The organism is Prosthecomicrobium pneumaticum, from assembly GCF_014199915.1.
GTDB lineage: Bacteria > Pseudomonadota > Alphaproteobacteria > Rhizobiales > Kaistiaceae > Prosthecomicrobium > Prosthecomicrobium pneumaticum.
Genome location: NZ_JACHOO010000002.1, coordinates 98,938 through 118,000, shown reverse-complemented (window position 1 = coordinate 118,000; position 19,063 = coordinate 98,938). Strand labels below are relative to the sequence as shown.

General features: G+C 69.7%; 20 protein-coding genes. 9 read left to right on the top strand and 11 right to left on the bottom strand.

All coding sequences use genetic code 11. The annotated features are described in order from the left end of the window. Positions 1 to 56 precede the first annotated feature (56 nt). The 4 genes from GGQ63_RS04225 to iolG all read left to right on the top strand — a co-directional run bounded on the left by GGQ63_RS04225 (position 57) and on the right by iolG (position 4,064). Positions 57 to 1,010 carry a sugar ABC transporter substrate-binding protein gene (locus GGQ63_RS04225; protein ID WP_183852908.1) on the top strand — a complete coding sequence of 318 codons (954 nt, stop codon included), beginning with the start codon at positions 57 to 59 and terminating at the stop codon, positions 1,008 to 1,010. Positions 1,011 to 1,089: 79 nt separating this feature from the next. Further along, positions 1,090 to 2,205: an ABC transporter permease gene (locus tag GGQ63_RS04220; protein WP_183852906.1), complete on the top strand. Its 1,116-nt coding sequence runs from the start codon at positions 1,090 to 1,092 to the stop codon at positions 2,203 to 2,205. An 11-nt stretch (positions 2,206 to 2,216) separates the two neighbouring features. Beyond that, positions 2,217 to 3,044, top strand: coding sequence for an ATP-binding cassette domain-containing protein (locus GGQ63_RS04215; RefSeq protein ID WP_183852904.1), 828 nt, complete (start codon positions 2,217 to 2,219; stop codon positions 3,042 to 3,044). 21 nt (positions 3,045 to 3,065) lie between these two features. After that, on the top strand, positions 3,066 to 4,064 hold the full coding sequence (gene iolG, locus GGQ63_RS04210) for an inositol 2-dehydrogenase (RefSeq protein ID WP_183852902.1): 999 nt from the start codon (positions 3,066 to 3,068) through the stop codon (positions 4,062 to 4,064). A gap of 31 nt (positions 4,065 to 4,095) precedes the next feature. Here iolG and GGQ63_RS04205 read toward each other — a convergent pair whose 3' ends face one another. From GGQ63_RS04205 to GGQ63_RS04175, 7 genes are all read right to left on the bottom strand, one after another. After that, a complete protein-coding gene (locus tag GGQ63_RS04205) occupies positions 4,096 to 5,169 on the bottom strand; it encodes a DNA topoisomerase IB (RefSeq protein WP_183852899.1) in 1,074 nt (357 codons plus the stop codon). Positions 5,170 to 5,177: 8 nt separating this feature from the next. Then, positions 5,178 to 6,635: a UdgX family uracil-DNA binding protein gene (locus GGQ63_RS04200; protein WP_183852897.1), complete on the bottom strand. Its 1,458-nt coding sequence runs from the start codon at positions 6,633 to 6,635 to the stop codon at positions 5,178 to 5,180. Further along, positions 6,635 to 7,864 (bottom strand): putative DNA modification/repair radical SAM protein, encoded by a 1,230-nt coding sequence (locus GGQ63_RS04195; protein WP_183852895.1) that lies wholly within the window; start codon positions 7,862 to 7,864, stop codon positions 6,635 to 6,637. The genes GGQ63_RS04200 and GGQ63_RS04195 overlap by 1 nt, the downstream gene beginning before the upstream one ends. 75 nt (positions 7,865 to 7,939) lie before the next feature. Beyond that, the gene (locus tag GGQ63_RS04190; protein WP_183852893.1) at positions 7,940 to 8,311 is read right to left on the bottom strand and encodes a helix-turn-helix domain-containing protein; all 372 of its coding nucleotides are present in this window, start codon (positions 8,309 to 8,311) and stop codon (positions 7,940 to 7,942) included. A 6-nt stretch (positions 8,312 to 8,317) separates the two neighbouring features. Then, positions 8,318 to 8,572, bottom strand: coding sequence for a type II toxin-antitoxin system RelE family toxin (locus GGQ63_RS04185; protein ID WP_343061073.1), 255 nt, complete (start codon positions 8,570 to 8,572; stop codon positions 8,318 to 8,320). A 176-nt stretch (positions 8,573 to 8,748) separates the two neighbouring features. After that, positions 8,749 to 9,255 (bottom strand): GNAT family N-acetyltransferase, encoded by a 507-nt coding sequence (locus tag GGQ63_RS04180; RefSeq protein ID WP_183852891.1) that lies wholly within the window; start codon positions 9,253 to 9,255, stop codon positions 8,749 to 8,751. Between the two features lie 3 nt (positions 9,256 to 9,258). Next, the gene (locus GGQ63_RS04175; protein ID WP_183852889.1) at positions 9,259 to 9,564 is read right to left on the bottom strand and encodes a type II toxin-antitoxin system TacA family antitoxin; all 306 of its coding nucleotides are present in this window, start codon (positions 9,562 to 9,564) and stop codon (positions 9,259 to 9,261) included. 148 nt (positions 9,565 to 9,712) lie between these two features. On the opposite strand from GGQ63_RS04175, the gene GGQ63_RS21945 reads away from it, so the two are divergent. Continuing rightward, positions 9,713 to 10,519, top strand: a complete 807-nt coding sequence (locus GGQ63_RS21945; protein ID WP_246429614.1) for a DNA repair protein — start codon at positions 9,713 to 9,715, stop codon at positions 10,517 to 10,519. Continuing rightward, positions 10,482 to 11,972 carry a Y-family DNA polymerase gene (locus tag GGQ63_RS04170; protein ID WP_343061100.1) on the top strand — a complete coding sequence of 497 codons (1,491 nt, stop codon included), beginning with the start codon at positions 10,482 to 10,484 and terminating at the stop codon, positions 11,970 to 11,972. Before GGQ63_RS21945 ends, GGQ63_RS04170 begins: the two co-directional genes overlap by 38 nt. Before the next feature lie 125 nt (positions 11,973 to 12,097). Here GGQ63_RS04170 and GGQ63_RS04165 read toward each other — a convergent pair whose 3' ends face one another. After that, positions 12,098 to 12,517 (bottom strand): type II toxin-antitoxin system HicB family antitoxin, encoded by a 420-nt coding sequence (locus GGQ63_RS04165; protein WP_183852885.1) that lies wholly within the window; start codon positions 12,515 to 12,517, stop codon positions 12,098 to 12,100. Positions 12,518 to 12,534: 17 nt separating this feature from the next. After that, the gene (locus GGQ63_RS04160; RefSeq protein ID WP_343061072.1) at positions 12,535 to 12,726 is read right to left on the bottom strand and encodes a type II toxin-antitoxin system HicA family toxin; all 192 of its coding nucleotides are present in this window, start codon (positions 12,724 to 12,726) and stop codon (positions 12,535 to 12,537) included. Positions 12,727 to 12,769: 43 nt separating this feature from the next. Between GGQ63_RS04160 and GGQ63_RS04155 the strand changes: the two genes are divergently transcribed. Together GGQ63_RS04155 and GGQ63_RS04150 are read left to right on the top strand one after the other, a co-directional pair. Continuing rightward, positions 12,770 to 16,087 (top strand): error-prone DNA polymerase, encoded by a 3,318-nt coding sequence (locus tag GGQ63_RS04155; protein WP_183852880.1) that lies wholly within the window; start codon positions 12,770 to 12,772, stop codon positions 16,085 to 16,087. 554 nt (positions 16,088 to 16,641) lie between these two features. Next, positions 16,642 to 16,923: a hypothetical protein gene (locus GGQ63_RS04150; protein WP_183852878.1), complete on the top strand. Its 282-nt coding sequence runs from the start codon at positions 16,642 to 16,644 to the stop codon at positions 16,921 to 16,923. A gap of 94 nt (positions 16,924 to 17,017) precedes the next feature. Here the strand turns inward: GGQ63_RS04150 and GGQ63_RS04145 are convergent, their stop codons facing one another. Then, complete coding sequence (locus GGQ63_RS04145; RefSeq protein ID WP_183852876.1) at positions 17,018 to 17,485, bottom strand: low affinity iron permease family protein; 468 nt, start codon at positions 17,483 to 17,485, stop codon at positions 17,018 to 17,020. Between the two features lie 81 nt (positions 17,486 to 17,566). On the opposite strand from GGQ63_RS04145, the gene GGQ63_RS04140 reads away from it, so the two are divergent. Then, positions 17,567 to 17,770 (top strand): hypothetical protein, encoded by a 204-nt coding sequence (locus tag GGQ63_RS04140; RefSeq protein WP_183852874.1) that lies wholly within the window; start codon positions 17,567 to 17,569, stop codon positions 17,768 to 17,770. A gap of 44 nt (positions 17,771 to 17,814) precedes the next feature. On the opposite strand, the gene GGQ63_RS04135 is transcribed toward GGQ63_RS04140, so the two are convergent. Next, positions 17,815 to 18,936: a glycosyltransferase family protein gene (locus GGQ63_RS04135; protein WP_183852872.1), complete on the bottom strand. Its 1,122-nt coding sequence runs from the start codon at positions 18,934 to 18,936 to the stop codon at positions 17,815 to 17,817. Positions 18,937 to 19,063: the final 127 nt, after the last annotated feature.

The following is a 19,063-nucleotide window of genomic DNA, read 5'->3' as shown; positions in this document are numbered from 1 at the left end:
GGCCGATACATTCCGGTCAACCGTCCCCGTGGGAGCGCGCTCTGGGAGGAGCCAAAATGCTGAAGTCCTTCGTGAAACTGCTGTCCGCCGCGGCCGTCGCGGTGCCGGTGGCGCTCGGCGCCGCCTCCGTTGCCCATGCCGAGGGCGAACGCTTCGTCTTCGTCAGCCATGCGCCCGACACCGATTCCTGGTGGAACGTCATCAAGAACGCGCTGAAGAACGCGGCCGCCGATACGAAGACCTCGGTCGAGTATCGCAACCCGGCGACCGGCGACATCGCCGACATGGCGCGCATCATCGAGCAGGCGGCGGCCACCAATCCCGCCGGCATCATCACCACGATCGCCGATTTCGACGTGCTGCAGTCGGCGATCGAGGGCGCCATCGCCAAGGGCATTCCGGTCGTCACCGTGAATTCCGGCACGGCCGAGGAATCGAAGAAGCTCGGCGCGATGATGCATATCGGCCAGCCGGAATACGACGCCGGCAAGGGCGCCGGCGAGCGGGCGAAGGCCGCGGGTGTGACGAAGTTCCTCTGCGTCAACCACTACATCACCAATGTCGCCTCGGTCGAACGCTGCCGCGGCTATGCCGACGCCCTCGGCGTCGAGCTGGGCGACCAGATGATCGATTCGACGCAGGACCCGACACAGGTCTACAACAAGGTGAAGGCCTATCTGACGACGCATCCGGACACCAACGGCATCCTCGCGCTCGGCCCGAATTCCGCCGAGCCGACGATCAAGCTGCTGCGCGATACCGGCGAGACGTCGAAATACAACTTCATCACCTTCGACCTGTCGGCCGACATCTCCGCCGGCATCAAGGACGGCATCGTCAACGCGGCGATCGACCAGCAGCCCTATCTGCAGGGCTATCTGCCGGTGGTGTTCCTCACCCAGTATGTCCGCTACGGCGTGATGCCGGCCAACAATGTCAACACCGGCCCGGGCTTCGTCACCAAGGACAACATCTCTCTCGTCGAGAAGCTGGCCGGCGAATATCGCTGACCGGTCCCTCCCGCGCGCGGCGACCCCGCGCGCGGGCTTTTTTCTGCGCAGAGATCGGGACTTCGAGGGAGGACGAGGGATGGCGGACCGCGAGGCCGTGCTGACGGCGATCCGCGACGAGCGGCTGAAGCGCCAGTCGACGCTGCGCCGGCTGATGGCGATGCCCGAGCTCGGCGCGATCGCGGGGGCGATCCTCGTTTTCCTGTTCTTCGGCGTCACCGCCGGCGGGACCGGCATGTTCGCCGCCGACGGCGTGCTCAACTGGGTGACCGTCGCCGGCCAGCTGACCATCATCGCGACCGGCGCGGCGCTCCTGATGATCGGCGGCGAGTTCGATCTGTCGGTCGGTTCGATGATCGGCTTCGCCGGCATGATGATCGCCATCCCGACCGTCTATTTCGGCGTGCCGATCGAACTGAGCGTGCTCTTCGCCTTCGTCGGGGCGCTCGCGATCGGCTTCCTCAACGGCCTGATCGTGGTGCGCACAAGACTGCCCTCCTTCATCGTCACGCTCGCCTCGCTCTATATCCTGCGCGGCATGACGATCGCGCTGTCGATCCTCTTCGCCAACCGGACGATCGTCAGCGGCGTGCGCAATTTCGCGGACGGCACATGGGTTCAGGCGCTGTTCGCCGGCAAGGCCTTCTCCGGGCTCTTCGTCTGGCTCGCCGAGACGGGTGTCATCGCGACGCTGCCGAACGGCGATCCGGCGGTGAAGGGCATTCCCGCCGTCGTGCTGTGGGCGGCCGGCCTCGCGCTGATCGGCCATGTCGTGCTGTCGCGCACCCGGCTCGGCAACTGGATCTTCGCCTCGGGCGGCGATGCGAACGCGGCGAGGAATGTCGGCGTGCCGGTCGGCCGGGTGAAGATCGGCCTCTTCATGACGACCGCCTTCTGCGCCACCGTCTATGCCACCTGCCAGGTGATGGAGTTCGGCTCCGCCGCCGCCGACCGCGGTCTGCTCAAGGAGTTCGAGGCGATCATCGCCGCGGTGATCGGCGGCTGCCTGCTGACGGGGGGCTATGGCTCGGTGGTGGGTGCGGTGTTCGGGGCGCTGATCTTCGGCGTCGTGCAGATGGGCATTCTCTTCACCGGCGCGCCGAACGACTGGTTCCTCGTCTTCCTCGGCCTGATGCTCCTGACCGCCGTGCTCTTCAACAATGTGGTCCGCCGCCGGGTCACCGGCGAGCGCTGAGGAGGGACGTCATGTCGGCCGCCATCGCCTCAACGCCCGATGCCGCCGTCCGCCCCGAGCCGGGCCGGCCGCTGATCGAGGTGCGCGATCTCGTCAAGCATTTCGGTCCGGTGGTCGCGCTCGCCGGCGTGTCGCTGACGGTGCGGGCGGGCGAGGTGCTCTGCCTGCTCGGCGACAACGGCGCCGGCAAGTCGACCCTCATCAAGACGCTGTCGGGCGTCCATAAGCCGACGAGCGGCGACTTCCTCGTCGAGGGCCGGCCGGTCGCCTTCTCGACGCCGCGCGACGCGCTCGATGCCGGCATCGCGACGGTGTTCCAGGATCTCGCGATGATCCCGCTGATGTCGATCACGCGGAATTTCTTCATGGGGCGCGAGCCGATCCGCCGCGTCGGGCCGCTCTCCTTCATGGATATGGGCTTCGCCGACCGGGTGGCGCGCGAGGAGATGAAGCGGATCGGCATCGACATCCGCGATCCGCGCCAGGCGGTCGGCACGCTGTCCGGCGGCGAGCGGCAGTGCGTCGCGATCGCCCGGGCGGTCTATTTCGGCGCCAAGGTGCTGATCCTCGACGAGCCGACCTCGGCGCTCGGCGTCGCCCAGACCTCGATGGTGCTGAAATATGTGAGCCAGGTGCGCCATCGCGGCCTCGGCGTCATCTTCATCACGCACAATGTCCGCCATGCCTATGCGGTCGGCAACGCCTTCACCGTGCTCAACCGCGGCAAGACGCTCGGCACCTATCGGAAATCCGAGATCACGATCGACGCCTTGCAGAATCTGATGGCCGGCGACAAGGAACTGCAATCCCTGTCCGACGATCTCGACGGCATGGTCTGAGCCGCAATCGGGGGAGCAAAGATGAGCTTGAGACTGGGTCTTCTGGGCGCCGGGCGGATCGGCAAGGTCCATGCCGGCGCGATCGCCGCGACGCCGGGCGCCACCCTCGTCGCCGTCGCCGATGCGGTGCCGGCGGCGGCCGAGGCGCTCGCCGCGCAGGCCGGTGCCGCGGTGCGCAGCGTCGACGCGATCATGGACGCCGACGACATCGACGGCGTGCTGATCACCACGCCGACCGACCTCCACGCGACGATGATCGAGCGGGCGGCGCGGGCGAAGAAGGCGATCTTCTGCGAGAAGCCGATCGATCTCGACATCGAGCGGGTGAAGCGCTGCCTCGCGGTGGTCGAGGCGGAGGGCGCCGTGCTGATGGTCGGCTTCAACCGTCGGTTCGATCCGAACTTCATCGAGGTGCGCCGGCAGATCGACGCCGGGGCGATCGGCGCGGTCGAGATGGTGTCGATCGTCTCGCGCGATCCCGGACCGCCGCCGGCCGAATACATCCGCCGCTCGGGCGGGCTGTTCCGCGACATGACGATCCATGATTTCGACATGGCGCGCTTCCTCCTCGGCGAGGAGCCGGTGACCGTCTATGCCGCCGCCTCGGTCCTCGTCGATGCGGCGATCGGGGCGCTCGGCGATTACGACAGCGCCAGCCTCGTGCTGACCACCGCGAGCGGGCGGATCGCGACGATCTCCAATTCGCGCCGCGCCACCTATGGCTATGACCAGCGCATCGAGGTGCACGGCTCGAAAGGCCTCGTCTCGGCCGACAATGTCCGCGCGACGAATGTCGAGGTGGCGAATGGCGACGGCTATCGCCGCGAGCCGCTGCTCGATTTCTTCATGACGCGCTACACCGCGGCCTATCGCAACGAGATCGCCGCCTTCATCGCCGCGGTCTCGGAAGGGGCGAAGGTGTCGCCCTCGGGCGAGGACGGGCTGAAGGCGCTGGCGCTCGCCGATGCGGCGCTCCGTTCGGTGCGGGAAGGGCGTCCGGTCGCCGTTGCAGGCGGCTGACGGACCCCGACGCGCCCGGACCCGGCGGGCGCTATGCGGCCGCGCGGCGGCTGGTCGCCGTGCGTCGCAGCCGCTTCTTCAGGAAGGCGAGGGCGGCCGCCTCCTCGGGTGGCAGGTCGCCGTCCACCGCCGCGGCGATCGCCTCGAGCGTGAAGGGCGGCGTGCCGCCGAGATAGGCCTCCATCACTTCCGGATGGACATAGCATTTGCGGCAGATCGCCGGCGTGTTGCCGAGCTTCGCCGCCACCGCGGCGATGGCGCGGGCGAGGTTCTTCCTGGTCGGCTTGTGCTCCGCCTCGGCGGACAGTTCGGCGAAAGCCATGCAGGCGAGCACCGTGCCCGCCCAGGTGCGAAAATCCTTGGCGGTGATCTCCGCGCCGGTCGCCTCGCGCAGCCAGGCGTTGACATCGCCCGAGGTGACGCTGTGCGGTGCGCCTTCCTCGTCGAGATAGCGGAAGAGGTCCTGCCCCGGCAGATCCTGGCAGGCCCGGACGATGTTGGCGACGCGGCGATCCCACAGTTTCAGCCGCCAGATCTTGCCGCTCTTGCCCTTGAAATCGAAGCGCAGCGTCGAGCCTTCCACCGCGACGTGGCGGCTGCGCAGTGTGGTCAGCCCGAAGCTCTTGTTGGCGCGGGCATAATCGCGGTTGCCGACGCGCACCAGCGTGGTGTCGAGAAGGTGCACGACGGTGGCGATCACCTTGTCGCGGCCGAGCCCGCGCGCGCTCATCGCCGTCTTCACCCGGGCGCGCAAGGCGGGCAGGGCGGCGGCGAAATCGAGGATATGGGCGTATTTGTTGCTGTCGCGGCTCTCGCGGAAGCGCGCATGATAGCGATATTGCTTGCGGCCGCGGGCGTCGCGGCCCGTCGCCTGGATATGGCCGTCGGCGCTCGGGCAGATCCACACCTCCGTCCAGGCCGGCGGAATGGCGAGGGCGCGGATGCGACGGATCTCGGCGGCATCGCGGATCAGCCGGCCCTCGGCGTCGTAATAGGCGAAGCCGCGACCGACGCGCCGGCGCCTGATGCCGGGCAGAGCGTCGCTGACATAGGCGACGGCCGGCAGCGCGCCGCCGCCGGCGGGGACGGGATGATCGGCGCGCATCGGCCGCCTCAGGCCGCGCTGCGGCGCGCCGCCGGCAGGAGATCGGCGATCTCCTTCAATTCGGCGACGAAGCGCTCGTATTCCCGCGCCTTGGCATCGGCATCGGGCAGCCGCAGCAGATAGGAGGGGTGGACGGTCAGATAGGCCTGCGCTTCCGCGTCGAGCGGCACGACGCGGCCGCGATTGCGGCCGACCGGCATCGCCCTGCCGAACACCGCCTGGGCGGCGGTCGCGCCCATGGCGACGACGAGCTTCGGTCGGACGAGCGCCTTCTCCTTCTCGTACCACGGCCGGCAGGCGGCGATCTCGGCGCCGTTCGGCTTCATGTGCAGCCGGATCTTGCCGCGCGGCTCGAATTTGAAATGCTTGACCGCATTGGTGACGTAGACCTTCGCCCGGTCGATGCCCGCTTCGGCGAGGGCGCGGTCGAAGAGCTGGCCGGCCGGTCCGACAAAGGGCCGGCCGGCGAGATCCTCCTTGTCGCCCGGCTGCTCGCCGACGAACAGGATCTCCGCCGTCTCCGGACCCTCGCCGAACACCGTCTGGGTGGCGTTCCGATAGAGCGGGCAGGCTTCGCAGCCTGCCGCATCGCGGCGGACGGCGGCGAGCTCGGTCTCGGCGAGCCCCGCTTCCTGCGCGGCGTCGCGCGGCTTCGCGGCCCGCATGCGGTTCGGCTTCGGCTCGGTCTCGGCATGGGCGATCATGGCGCCGGTCCTTCGCTGCGCGTCGGCGATCAGCGGGAGAATGAGCGGCGCCTCGGGCAGGTTCCGCCAATATTTCTTCGGCATCTCGGCCCGCATCGCCGCCACCTTGAGCCGGGCGGGATTGAAGATCGCCGCGTAATAGCGCCGCCACAGTTCTTCGAGCGCATCGTCGGACGGGGCGGCAGCGCGGTCCGCTCCGGGGCCGAAACGGAGCGTCTCGCCGTCCCAATGGGCGCTTCGCTCGGGCGTCAGGATCGACCAGTGCATCGCCGCGAAGCGCCGCACGAAGAAGGGGGCGGAGGCTTCGAGCGTATGGTGCGACGGCTCGAACCAGGCGACGAAGCGCTCGCCCGGCTCGGTCCCGATGCGGCGGAAGCGGACGAAGGCGTGCGTCTTGTGGATGTCGCGCCGCACCGCCTTCTCGAAGGCCCGGATGCGGGCGACGAGCGGATCGACCGCGACGCCGACGAGGCCCGGCTCGGCCAGCACGCGCAGGAGCAGCGCATAGAGAAGCGCGAAACGCTCCGGATCGCGGTGCAGGATGGCGCTTTCGGCGAGTTCCATGAAGGCGCGCGGCACCGTGAAGGCCGGCGCCTCCGCCTTCGCCGGGAGGGCTTCCTCGTCTCCGCCGAAGAGGCCGGCCGCGCCGCCCGCCACCTCCCAGCTCACCGCCTCGGCCGGCACGCCGGCGAGGGCGAGCGCGCGCGCCGCCTTCCGCCAGCCGGCGAAATCGGTCTCGCCGGCGAGCCCTACGCGGCGCATCAGGGAAAGCCGAAGGAAAGCTGCGCCGGCGGCGGCGCGAGGCGTGCCCTGAGCGTCTCGGACTCGAGCAGATGCGCCGCCGGCCGATGGTCGGAAAGGAGGATGAAGGGCGCCGCCTTCTTCAGCGGCACGCGCAGTCGGGCGAGATCGTCGAAGCGGATGGTGCGGCTGCGGCGTGCGGCGAGGATGCTGTCGACCGCCTTCTTGCCGAGCCCGGGCACGCGCAGCAGCAATTCGCGATCGGCGCGGTTGAGATCGACGGGGAAGCGGTCGCGGTTGCGCAGCGCCCAGGCGAGCTTGGGGTCGATGTCGAGCGGCAGCATGCCGTCGCCCGCGCCGGCGATCTCCTCGACCGTGAAGCCGTAGAAGCGGAGCAGCCAGTCGGCCTGATAGAGCCGGTGTTCGCGCTCGAGCGGCGGCGCGGCCGGCGGCAGCGCGCGCGAGGCATCGGGGATCGGGCTGAAGGCCGAGTAATAGACCCGCTTCAACCGGTAGCTGCCATAGAGGCCGGCGGCGGCATCGAGGAGGGTGCGGTCGTTGGTGCCGTCGGCGCCGACGATCATCTGCGTGCTCTGGCCGGCCGGGGCGAAGCGGGGCGGGCGATGACGGCCGGGCTTCTCCTCGGCCGCGGCGTCGAGCTTCAGCCGCAGCCGCGCCATCGAACGGCGGATGACGGCGCCGCTCTTCTCGGGCGCGAAGGTCCTGAGGCTCGTCTCGACGGGCAGTTCGACATTGATCGACAGCCGGTCGGCATGGAGCCCGGCCTCCTCGATCAGCGCCGGGTCGGCCTCGGGAATGGTCTTCAGATGGATATAGCCGCGGAAGCCGTGCTCGCGCCGCAGCGTACGAGCGACGCGGACCAGTTCGCCCATCGTATAGTCGGCGCTGCGGATGATGCCGGAGGAGAGGAACAGGCCCTCGATGTAGTTGCGGCGGTAGAAATCGAGCGTCAGCCCGACGACCTCTTCGACCGTGAAGCGGGCGCGCGGCACGTTCGACGAGGCACGGTTGACGCAATAGAGGCAGTCATAGGCGCAGGCATTGGTGAGCAGCACCTTGAGCAGCGAGATGCAACGGCCGTCCGGCGCATAGGAATGGCAGATGCCCATGCCTTCGGTGGAGCCGATGCCGCCCTTGCGGGAATCCCGCTTCTCCGTCCCGCTCGAGGCGCAGGAGGCATCGTATTTGGCGGCGTCGGCGAGGATTTCGAGCTTGCGGCGGAGGTCCATGGGAAGCCATGCGGAGGTCGGCTTCCTATTATTGTTCCCCTTTCGTTTCCTTCAAGGGCGACGGGAGCAAAAGTTTCAGGCGATGTCGCCGAGGGAGAGGCGTAGAGCGAGGGCGATCCGCTTCAGGACGTCGACGCTGCCGTCCCGCTTGCCGGCCTCGAGCTGCGAGAGATAGGCTTGGGTGATGCCGGCCGCCTTGGCGAGCGCTCCGGCGGCAAGGCCGCGGCTCTCGCGCCAGACGCGGATCCTGTTCTCGCCTCGGAGGAGACGATCGACCGTTTCCGAGGAAACGAGTTCCTCGTCGCCGGCCGCGAGGCGCTTTTCGAATTCTCTTACCGCCCGAAGGTCCGCCAGATCCTCGGCGGCCTCGACGAGGCGCTCATATTCCCCTTCCGGGATGACGACGAGACGCTCGCCGGCGGGAGAGATGATGATCTGAACGGTCATGACGGGTCACTCATAGGCCGAGCCGCGCGGCGATATGCGGATGATGGCGACGACGCGGCCATCCTCTGTGAAGATGATGCGCCAGTCGCCGACGCGGAGCCGGAGATGGCCGGACTCCCCTTGCAAGGCCCGGACATTGTTCCGAGCGACTGCGGGTCCCGTGCATATTGCTCCACCTTGGCGCGAATGCGCTCCGCTATATTCCGAGGCATCCCTTTGCAGGACATGAAGGGCAGCCTTGGAATAGACGACCTGCTTCACAGCCCCGGCTCCATAGCGTTCAGCTATATTCTCTGGTCCGATGCGGGGAAAGGGGCCGCTCTCCGTTGGGCGTGCGCGGCTGGTCGCAATGCACGCGAGGCGATGAGATGCGAATGTCAGGCTCAGTTCTTGTTCGCTGTTTGTTCAAGTCGGGGGTAAAACAGGAGAAAAGCCGCTCAGCCGAGAGCGGCCTCCACGGTTTCGAGCGGCAGGAACAGGGTGTCCGGGCCGGCGGGGAAGGGAAGGAAGCCGAACCGCGCATAGAAGCGGCCCGCATCGGCATCGATCGGGTGGACGAGCACGGCGCGGCAGCCGACCGTGCGGCCGACTTCGAGGGTACGCAGAAGCGCGTCGCGCAGCAGGCCGGCGCCGATGCCGCGGCCGGCATGGGACCGGCTGACGGCGAGGCGGCCGATCAGCACGACCGGCACGGGATCGGGCGCGTTGCGGCGCAGCCGGCCGGGGGCGCCGAGATGGGCGACCGCCCCGGTGGCGAGGGCGTAATAGCCGACCACGATGTTGCCTTCGCAGACGACATAGGTGCGCGAAGTCCGTCCCTCGGAGCGCAGCGCGCTCGTCTTCAGCCAGTCGTCGAGGCTCGGATGGCCGCAGGAAAAAGCCGAACTGTCGTGGGTCGGCAGGAGGGGCGTCGGTCGTCCGGGCCCGGTTTCCTCCGTGGCCATGGCTCACCTGTCCCAAGGCGCCTTTTCTCGCATCAGCCGTTCGAGACGCGGGGCGGGGGCGGGGGGATCGTCGAGGGCGTTCTGGAAGGCGTCCCATTGCGCCCCGTCGAGCATCATCAAGCGCCGGTCGAGCAGAACGTCGATCGCCCGGCTCTGTGCGCTGTCGAGAACGAATTCGGTCCGGCTCTTTCCGCTCGCCTCCGCGGCGGCGTCGATCAGGGCCTTCACCGTCTCGGGCAGGCGCAGATTGATCGTCGCGGCCCTGCGCGCTGCGCTTCGGGGGGGCTTCTGAGGCGAGGGCTTCGTCATGGCGCGCTCCAGGGGAGAAGCCCGAAGATAGGCTCCGTATTTACAATGTCCATACAGTCTGTGCCGCCTGTTGACGGGCCTCGGCGCCGCCTTGACTCGGTCCCGGCGCCGATCATACTAGAACATAACAGGAACAAACACGAGAACGATGTGCGCCGGACCAACCACACTCGCCGCGCTGCGGCAGGCGATCGGCCGGATCGAGAGGGGGCCCCTCGTCGAGACGGCGGCGGCCGGCGCGCCGGTTCCGCTCGGCGACGGTCGGGTCGATGGCCTGCTCGGCGGCGGCCTCGTCCGGGGGGCGCTGCACGAGGTGTTTTCGCGCACCCCCGCCGATGCCGCGACGGCGACCGCCTTCGCCGCCGGCCTGACGCAGCGTCTCTCGGGAGAGCGGACGGTGCTGTGGATCGGCCAGGATTTCGTCGCGGTCGAGGGGGGCGACCTCTCCGGCAACGGCCTCGCCGCGATCGGCCTCGCGCCGGAACGGCTGCTCTTCGTCCGCACCCCGGACGCCGTGGCCGCGCTGAAGGCGGCGGGGGAGGGGCTCGCCTGTGCCGCGCTCGGCGCGGTGGTGATCGAGCCCTGGGGGGCGCCGAAGCTTCTCGACCTTTCCGCGACCCGCCGGCTGGCGCTCGCCGCGGCCAAGGCCGAGGTGCCGGCGCTCCTGCTGCGGGTCGCGGCGGCGCCCGAGCCGAGCGCGGCCGAAACGCGCTGGGTCGTCGCCGCGGCGCCTTCGCCGCCCGGCGAAGCCTTCGGCCGGCCGGTCTTCGCGGCGGAGCTGGTCCGCAACCGCCGCGGAGCGACCGGCGCCTGGATCATGGAGTGGAACGCCGATGACCGCCTCTTTCGCGAGCCTCGCCCCCTCGGCCGGCCGGCGCATCCTCGCGTTGCGCCTGCCGCTGCTCTCGATCGACCGGGTGCGGCGGAAGGGCTCGCCCGCCGGGCAGCCGGCTGACGCCCCGCTCGTCGCCGTCGCCAGGATCGACAATGCGCTGCGCATCGTCGCGCTCGACGAGCGCGCAACGGCGGCGGGCCTGGCGCGCCGCATGGCGCTCGCCTCGGCGCGCGCCATCCATCCCGTGCTCGCCGTGGTCGAGGCCGATCCGGCCGCCGATGCGGCGCTCCTCGAGCGGATCGCCGATTGGTGCGACCGCTTCACCCCGCTCGTCGCGCTCGATCCGCCGTCCGGCCTTCTCCTCGACGTCACCGGCGCGGCGCATCTCGCCGGCGGCGAGCGGCCGCTGCTCGACCGGGTCCGCGCAGGACTCACGGCGCAAGGCTTTCATGTCCAGGCGGCGCTCGCCGGCACCGCGGCCGCGGCCCGCGCGCTCGCCGCCTTCGCCGACGGCACGATCGCCGCCCCCGGACGCGAGGCCGAGGCCGTGGCCGGCCTGCCGGTCGGCGCGCTCGGCCTCGATGCGGAGACCGCCGGCGGCCTGTCGCGCGCCGGGCTGAAGACGATCGGCGCGGTGGCGGAGCGGACCCGGCACGAACTCGCCGCCCGTTTCGGCGCCGGGCTGCTCGCCCGGCTCGACGAGGCGCTCGGCCGTGGCGAGCGTCCGATCACGCCGCGCCTGCCGGTGCCCGATTATACCGCCGAGCGCCGTTTCGCCGAGCCGGTGGCGACCGAGGACATCATCCGCGATACGCTCGCCGGTCTCGCCGCGACGCTCGCCGGCATGATGGAGCGGCGCGCCGAGGGGGCGCGGCGCGTCGAGGCGAGCTTCTTCCGGGCCGACGGCGCCGTCCGCCGCCTCGCGGTCGAGACCGGCCGGCCGACGCGCGATCCCGCCCTTCTCGACCGGCTGTTCCGCGAACGGCTCGAAGCGCTCGCCGACCCGCTCGATCCGGGCTTCGGCTTCGACCTGATCCGGCTCGCCGCGCTGCGCGCCGACCCGCTCGATCCGGCCCCCGCGACCTTCGACGGCCGCGAACAGGAGGAGGGCGATGTCGCCGCGCTCGCCGATCGGCTCGCCGCCCGGCTCGGGCCGCGCCGCGTGCTGCGCTTCCTGCCGCAGGACAGCCATGTGCCGGAAGCCTCCGAACGCCTCGCCCCGGCGCAGCGGAGCGCCGCCGCACCCGGCTGGCCGACCGCAGCCGAGCCGGGCGAGCCGCCGCGCCGGCCGCTCAGGCTGTTTTCGCGGCCGGAGCCGGTCGAGGCGATCGCCGAGGTACCGGACGGCCCGCCGGTGCGCTTCGTCTGGCGCCGCGCCGTCCACCGGGTGATGCGGGCCGAGGGCCCGGAGCGCATCGCCATGGAATGGTGGCGCAGCACCGAGGGGCTGCCGACGCGCGACTATTTCCGCGTCGAGGATCAGGACGGCCGCCGCTTCTGGCTCTATCGCGACGGCATCTACGGCCGCGAGACGGCGGCGCCGCGCTGGTATGTCCAGGGCCTGTTCGGATGAGCGGCGGGCAACAGACCCGCCAAGAGTTCCGCCGGCAGATCGGCCAGGGGGGATGGAACGCCGGTTTCCGTCCCCGCGGATCGTCTCGTGTCCGGAGGCAGCCGGCGGCGACCCGGGCCGGACGGTCAGACCGGTCCGCCGGCGATCTTCTCGCGTGCCGCCTGGGCGAGGAAGGCGGAGCGCGTCAGCCCGCGCGCCGCCGCGGCGTCGTCGATCTGGGTGAGCAGGCCGCGATCGAGCGACACATTGATGCGCACCGTGCGCCCCTCGTCGGAGAGGAGGGGGACGGAGATCAGGAACGAGCCTTCGGCAAGGGCTTCGCGCACCTCTTCCGTCCGGACGACGGATTCGTAGGGGCGTGGAAGGGGAACCTCCCAACCGAGGCTTTCAAGCGTCTCGATATGCTGACGCAAGGCGAGGACGGCGTTGTGGGTCGCTTCCTCGAGCGTGTCGCCCGCCGAGAAGCATCCTTCCACATCCGGAAACCGGACACCGAAAGCACTCTCGGGATCCTTGTCGATGATGGCGAGGTATTGCCGCGTCATAGGGAGAGCCTGTTCTTCTACGTGTCCCAGCCGGCCGCCCGATAGGTGCTGCGGACAATTCCGATGGACAGATCCTTGCGCGGATGAGGGATCGTGATCAGCTTCTCACGCTCCGGATGCTTGAAGGTATGGTGGTCGCCACTGACCCGCTCGAGAACCCATCCGGCCTTCTCGAGCCTGCGGATCAGCCTCCTGCTGTCTCGCTCCACGGCGCTTCCCCCTTGGCCGTGTGTATATAAATAGCGAGGTTGCATGGTCCTCGCAAGCGCGCCCGCTTTTGCCGAACTCGTCGCGGCCTCCAACTATTCCTTTCTCCGGGGGGCCTCGCGGCCCGGCGAGATGGTGCTGCAGGCGGCCTTTCTGCAGCTCCATGCGATCGGCATCGCCGACCGCAACACGCTCGCCGGCGTCGTCCAGGCGATGATCGCCTATGGCCACCGGAATTTTCCCGCGTGGAAGCCGAAGCTCCTCGTCGGCAGCCGGCTGGTGTTCTCCGACGGCACGCCCGACATCGTCGCCTATCCGCAGGATCGCGACGCCTATGGAAGGCTGACCCGGCTGCTGACGCTCGGCAATATGAAGACCGGGCAGAAGGCGGCCTGCCATCTCGAGTTCGCCGACCTGCTCGCCTGGTGCGAGGGGCTGTCGCTGATCGTCGTGCCGCCGGCCCGGCCGGAGGCGGCGGAACGGGTGCTCGATCGTCTCGCCGCGGCCGCGCCGGGCCAGGTCTGGCTCGCCGCCGCGATGGGCTATGCGGGCGCCGACCGCCGGCGGCTCGCCCGGCTCGGCCGGCTGGCGGAGCGGGCCGGCGTGCCGCTCATCGCCACCAATGACGCGCTCTATCATGCGCCGGAGCGGCGGCCGCTGCAGGACGTCGTCTCCTGCATCCGCGAGAAGGTGACGCTCGATACCGCCGGCCGCAGGCTGGAGGCGAATGCCGAGCGGCATCTGAAGCCGGCGGCCGAGATGGCGCGGCTGTTCCGCGACCGGCCGGATGCGGTCGCCGAGACGGTGCGCTTCGCCGACCGCATCCGCTTCCGCATGGAGGACATACGCTACGACTATCCCGACGAGCCGGTGCCGCCCGGCCGCACGGCGCAGGGCCATCTCGAGGCGCTGACCTGGGAAGGGGCGCAGCAGCGCTATCCGGACGGGGTGCCGGCGGCCGTCGCGACGACGATCGAAACCGAACTGGCGACCATCGCCCGGCTCGATTACGCCGCCTATTTCCTCACCGTCTACGACATCGTCCGCTTCGCGCGGGAGCGGGGCATTCTGTGCCAGGGCCGCGGCTCGGCCGCGAATTCCTCGGTCTGCTTCGTGCTCGGCATCACTTCGGTCGACCCCAAGGAGGGCAATCTCCTCTTCTCCCGCTTCATCTCCGAGGAGCGCAACGAGCCGCCCGACATCGATGTCGATTTCGAGCACGAGCGGCGCGAGGAGGTGATCCAGTATGTCTTCGGGCGTTATGGCCGCGACCGGGCGGCGATCGCCGCCACCGTGATCTGCTATCGGCCGCGCAGTGCCATCCGCGAGGTCGGCAAGGTGCTCGGCCTCACCGAGGACGTCACCGCCGCGCTCGCCGGCACGATCTGGGGCAGCTGGGGCGACGAGATCCCGGACGAGCACATCCGCAAGGCCGGCCTCGATCCGGACAACCCCTCCATCCGCCGCGCCACCACGCTCGCCGAGCAGCTGCTCGGCTTTCCCCGCCATCTCTCCCAGCATGTCGGCGGCTTCGTGCTCACCCGCGGCCGGCTCGACGAATGCGTGCCGATCGGTCCGGCGGCGATGGAGAACCGCACCTTCATCGAATGGGACAAGGACGATCTCGACGAGCTGAAAATGATGAAGGTCGACGTGCTGGCGCTCGGCATGCTCACCTGCATCCGCAAGGCCTTCGATCTGATCGAAAGGCACGGCGGCCGGCGCTGGGAGCTCGCCACCATCCCCTGGGAGGAGAAGGCGGTCTACGACATGCTCTGCCGGGGGGATTCGCTCGGCGTGTTCCAGGTCGAGAGCCGGGCGCAGATGAACATGCTGCCGCGCCTGAAGCCGCGCCGCTTCTACGATCTCGTCATCGAGGTGGCGATCGTCCGGCCCGGTCCGATCCAGGGCGACATGGTCCACCCCTATCTGAAGCGGCGTTCGGGCCAGGAGAAGGTCGAGTATCCGCGCCCCGACCCGCCGCACGATCCCGACGAATTGAAGCGCGTGCTCGAGAAGACGCTCGGCGTGCCACTCTTTCAGGAGCAGGCGATGCGCATCGCGATCGAGGCGGCGGGCTTTTCCGAGGTCGAGGCGAACCGGCTGCGCCGCTCGATGGCGACGTTCCGCAATCTCGGCACGATCGGCGAATTCCGCGACAAGCTGATCGGGGGAATGACGGCGCGCGGCTATCCGCGCGATTTCGCCGAGCGCTGCTTCAAGCAGATCGAGGGCTTCGGCTCCTACGGCTTCCCCGAGAGCCATGCCGCGAGCTTCGCCCGGCTCGTCTATGTCTCGGCCTGGATCAAGTGCTTCCACCCGGCGGTGTTCGCCTGCGCGCTGCTGAACTCGCAGCCTATGGGCTTCTATGCCCCGGCCGAGATCGTTCGCGACGCGCGCGAGCACGGCGTCGCCGTGCAGCCCGCCGATATCGGCCGCAGCGGCTGGGACAACACGCTCGAAGGCGAGGCGGAGGCGCTCGCCCTGCGGCTCGGCTTCCGCCAGATCGACGGGTTCCGCGAGGACTGGGCCCGCGCGATCGAAACGGCGCGGGCGGCGCTCGCGACCGGGGAAGAGATGGCGGCCGAGGACGGGGCGAGAACGCCGGCGGCGTGCCCCTTCCGATCGATCGAGCATTTCGCCCGTGCGACGCGGCTGCCCAAGGCGGCGCTCGTCAAGCTCGCCGAGGCGGACGCCTTCGGCGCGCTCGGGCTCGAAAGGCGGGCGGCGATCTGGGCGGTGCGGCGGCTGCCGAACGACAGGCCGCTGCCGCTCTTCGCCTTCGCCGATGCGGCCGAACTCGGCGCGGAGGCGGGTGCGGCCCTGCCGTCGATGCCGGCGAGCGAGGAGGTGGTGGCGGATTACCGGACGACGCGGCTGTCGCTCAAGGGCCATCCGATGCAGTTCCTGCGCGCCCGTTTCGCAGCAGAGGGGGCGGTCTCCTGCGCGGCGGTGCGGGCGGCGCGGGACGGGATGCGGATGAAGGCGGCCGGCGTCGTCCTGGTGCGGCAGCGGCCGGGCAGCGCCAAGGGCGTCGTCTTCATGACCTTCGCCGACGAGACGGGCGTCGCCAATGCCGTGATCTGGCCGAAGGTGATGCAGCGCTTCCGGCGCGAGGTGATGGCGTCGCGGCTGATCCTGATCGAGGGGCGGATCCAGAGGAGCGCCGAGGGCGTCGTCCATCTCGTCGCCGAGCGTCTGGTCGACCGCACGGCCGATCTCGGCCTGTTGTCGGAGGATCTGGCGCTCGATCCGCCGCTCGCCCGTGCCGACGAGGTCGCCCGCCCCCAACCCGACCGCCGCCCCTCCGCCCGCCACCCGCGCGACGTGCGCATCCTGCCGAACTCGCGGGATTTCCATTGAGGGGCGCAGCCTCACGCCGCGAGCATGCCGGACGCCGCCATTGTCGTGCGCGATGGTCGAGGGAAGGTGCAGCAGAAAAAAGAAAGCCCGGGCTCCGGCGAGGGCCGCGCCGAGGGAGAAGGGCGCAGCCCGTCGGCTACGGGCCCGGGCGATCGATCACTCAGCGGACGGCGAAGACCGCACGTCACACGGCCGGGGAAGAGCGGGCCGGAGTACATCCGTCCTGACCCGCTCGCCAGCGGAGCGCGGCGGTGACGTCGCGCGCTTCCGAAGCCCGATTGTCCGGCTGAGTGAACCCTAGATGGAGGTGACCCTTGCTCCTTTCAAGAGGGCCGGCGCGCCGCGTACAATCGGTCGGCGCCGAGCGGCCGACCGCGCGGGGCCCGACGGTGCGAGGCGCCGCGGCCTCGGGAATGCGGGAGAACTGCCCTCGAAGGGGCCTTAATCCCGGATGCCGTGCCTCGGCCAGAAATGCGCCGCCCTTCGCGGCGCGGGAACACCGGTCGGCTCAACCGGTTTGTCCAGGGGGCCGGTCAACGGACGAGGATCGACCGATGGCAAAGGATGCGACGACGGTCAGCGCGGACGGCGCGAGTGGCCTGATCAAGCCCGTAGCGGACGACGCGCATGCGATGGAACGCGAGGAGCGGGCGATCGAGCAATCGATCGGCGACACGCTCCTGCCGCGCGAAGCCGGCGCCGAGCCGCCGGTCGAGCCAGGGGAGGCGTTCGAGAACCAGGGCGAGTTCCCGGGCCTCACCGATCAGGGTGAAGGCCGGCGCGGTCCCCGGGCCGGGGCGCCGGAGGAGCCGAGCGGGACCGGACAGGACGCCTGAGGCGGGTCCTTCCTCCACCGCTTGGGCAGCCGGTTCGCGGCGTCGGATGCGGATCCGGCGGCGCGCCTTGTCGGCTGGCACCACGGGCGCCGGATCAAATCGCCTCGGCGGCCTTCACCGTGACGTTCTCCCGCTTGGCGCGCTCGGCGGCGGCCGTCGCTTCGGCGAGTTCCTCGCGGTCCTCGCCGAAAAGGTCCATCGCCCGTCCGTGCGCCCGCGCCTCGCAGATCTGGCGCAGGCGGTCGACCTCGCGCTGCGACAGATGGTCGATGCCGATGAAGCGGTTCTGGGCGCCCGAGACGCGGATCAGTTCGTCGAGCTTCGCCTGGAGCGCCGCGCCGTCGCGATTCTGGCTGCACTGGATGAGAAAGACCATCAGGAAGGTGACGATCGTCGTCACCGTGTTCACGACGAGCTGCCAGCCTTCGGAGAAGCCGAAGGCCGGTCCGAGCATCGCCCACACCGCGATGCCGGCGACGGACAGGACGAAGGTATAGGGCCGCCCGGCGAAGGTCGCCACGCGCGTGGCGAAGTCGGAGAAGAAGTCCTCGATCTTTCCCATTCGGCGCTCCATTCTCGGCGAGAATGGCGGCGTGCGAGGTTTGTTCCTGCCCTGCCGCCGCGCGCCCGAGGAGAAGGTCCGATGACGACGCAGAAGACGCCAGACCCTGCCGCGCACGACGCCGAGACCGAAGCGTTGGCCGAGATCCACCGCAAGGACCGGACGCTCGACGAGAACCGCCAGGAACACCTCGACGAAAAGCTCGAGGAGGCGCTCGAGGAGAGCTTTCCGGCGAGCGATCCCGTAGCCGTCACGGTGACGACCGGCACGGAGGAGGAAGGCTGAGCCGGCGGCCTTCCGGTCCCGCGTCGCTTCCGGGGAGGCGACCGTCAGCTTCCGCCGTACCCGCCCGCAAGTCTCGTCCGGAGCCGCCGCCAGGTTCGGGAGACGAGGGAGCCCCTCGATTCGAGTTTTTCGCGGTACTCTTCTCGGACATAGTGCGCGAGAAGCACCTCCTGGCCGAACATCGGGTCGGCGGCGAGCCGCGCCCGACGCACGATGTTGTCGCCCGCCGGACCTCCGATCGCGGTCTCGACGACGCCTTTCAGATCGAAGCGCGCCAGCCAGGAGTCCGGGACGGAGCGGGCGAACGCCACGCCGGAGCGGTAGTCGCCCATGATCTCCTCGGCGAGCGTCCGCCCGTCGCGCCTCCGCTCGCAGCACCGGCCGCTGAAGCTGAAGCGCTCGGCCGCCTCGATATTGCCGGGCCGCAGATAGCCGGGACCACCGAAATGATCGTAGACGAACACCGGAATGCGCGCGGTGAGGGCGTATTGGACCGTCTTTCCGATGCCGATCACGAGATCCTGGGCGCGGATCATCTCGGGTTCGACGAGCATCGCCTTTCCCCGCTTGCGACCCACCCAGCGCACACGAGCCAGCCGGCGCAGCCAGCCGGCCGCTTCCACCAGCGTCGGCTCTGCGTGGTTCGACACCACGAGAATGTTCTGGGGTCGCTTCGGCTTCGCGGCGAAGGGGTGGAAGAAATCCGGCGGAGCTCCATTGCGGAAGTTCAGGATCGGCACCGGCATGCCCAGGGCGGTGAGGTGTTCTTCCGTCAGGGCCGAATTGGCGAGTACGAGATCGGCCAGAAGCCGGTCGGTCGCCCACCCGCCGCTTTCGAGATAGTGGCGTCGCGACAGCCGCCCGAGAATGATGCGGGTCGCCGTCCTGTCGTCTGCCGCCGGCGCATAATCGAAGAGCGGCAATGTCTGGTGCTGAGCATAGACGAGATCATGGCGGAAGGGACGCACCGCGCCTGGCTCGGTCGTCGGCTCGACACCGGTCTTCGTCCTGAAGAGGCTCCGCATCGGCTCGCCGAGCCAGTTCGCGAAGACCTCGACCTCGAAGCCGAACGCCTGCAGGAGCTTCGTCCATTCGAGCGCCACTACTTCGGAACCGCCGATCACCCCGAGCTGATTGGTTGCAACGAGTGCCGAGCGTCGCGTCATCGCGGGTCCCGCCCGAGCGTCACGCCTCGGCGCGGCCCGACGATGCCGTCGAAAAGGCTGCCGCGCGGCTGGAACCTCGGAATGAAGAAGGCGTTATACATAGCTGCGCTGCGTCTCGCGGCGTCTG

Bases quoted from the DNA above. Each gene is read 5' to 3' on its own strand.
- GGQ63_RS04225 (WP_183852908.1), top strand. From the start codon at position 57: ATGCTGAAGTCCTTCGTGAAACTGCTGTCCGCCGCGGCCGTCGCGGTG.
- GGQ63_RS04220 (WP_183852906.1), top strand. From the start codon at position 1,090: ATGGCGGACCGCGAGGCCGTGCTGACGGCGATCCGCGACGAGCGGCTG.
- GGQ63_RS04215 (WP_183852904.1), top strand. From the start codon at position 2,217: ATGTCGGCCGCCATCGCCTCAACGCCCGATGCCGCCGTCCGCCCCGAG.
- iolG (WP_183852902.1), top strand. From the start codon at position 3,066: ATGAGCTTGAGACTGGGTCTTCTGGGCGCCGGGCGGATCGGCAAGGTC.
- GGQ63_RS04205 (WP_183852899.1), bottom strand. From the start codon at position 5,169: ATGCGCGCCGATCATCCCGTCCCCGCCGGCGGCGGCGCGCTGCCGGCC.
- GGQ63_RS04200 (WP_183852897.1), bottom strand. From the start codon at position 6,635: ATGCGCCGCGTAGGGCTCGCCGGCGAGACCGATTTCGCCGGCTGGCGG.
- GGQ63_RS04195 (WP_183852895.1), bottom strand. From the start codon at position 7,864: ATGGACCTCCGCCGCAAGCTCGAAATCCTCGCCGACGCCGCCAAATAC.
- GGQ63_RS04190 (WP_183852893.1), bottom strand. From the start codon at position 8,311: ATGACCGTTCAGATCATCATCTCTCCCGCCGGCGAGCGTCTCGTCGTC.
- GGQ63_RS04180 (WP_183852891.1), bottom strand. From the start codon at position 9,255: ATGGCCACGGAGGAAACCGGGCCCGGACGACCGACGCCCCTCCTGCCG.
- GGQ63_RS04175 (WP_183852889.1), bottom strand. From the start codon at position 9,564: ATGACGAAGCCCTCGCCTCAGAAGCCCCCCCGAAGCGCAGCGCGCAGG.
- GGQ63_RS21945 (WP_246429614.1), top strand. From the start codon at position 9,713: ATGTGCGCCGGACCAACCACACTCGCCGCGCTGCGGCAGGCGATCGGC.
- GGQ63_RS04165 (WP_183852885.1), bottom strand. From the start codon at position 12,517: ATGACGCGGCAATACCTCGCCATCATCGACAAGGATCCCGAGAGTGCT.
- GGQ63_RS04155 (WP_183852880.1), top strand. From the start codon at position 12,770: ATGGTCCTCGCAAGCGCGCCCGCTTTTGCCGAACTCGTCGCGGCCTCC.
- GGQ63_RS04150 (WP_183852878.1), top strand. From the start codon at position 16,642: ATGGCAAAGGATGCGACGACGGTCAGCGCGGACGGCGCGAGTGGCCTG.
- GGQ63_RS04145 (WP_183852876.1), bottom strand. From the start codon at position 17,485: ATGGGAAAGATCGAGGACTTCTTCTCCGACTTCGCCACGCGCGTGGCG.
- GGQ63_RS04140 (WP_183852874.1), top strand. From the start codon at position 17,567: ATGACGACGCAGAAGACGCCAGACCCTGCCGCGCACGACGCCGAGACC.
- GGQ63_RS04135 (WP_183852872.1), bottom strand. From the start codon at position 18,936: ATGACGCGACGCTCGGCACTCGTTGCAACCAATCAGCTCGGGGTGATC.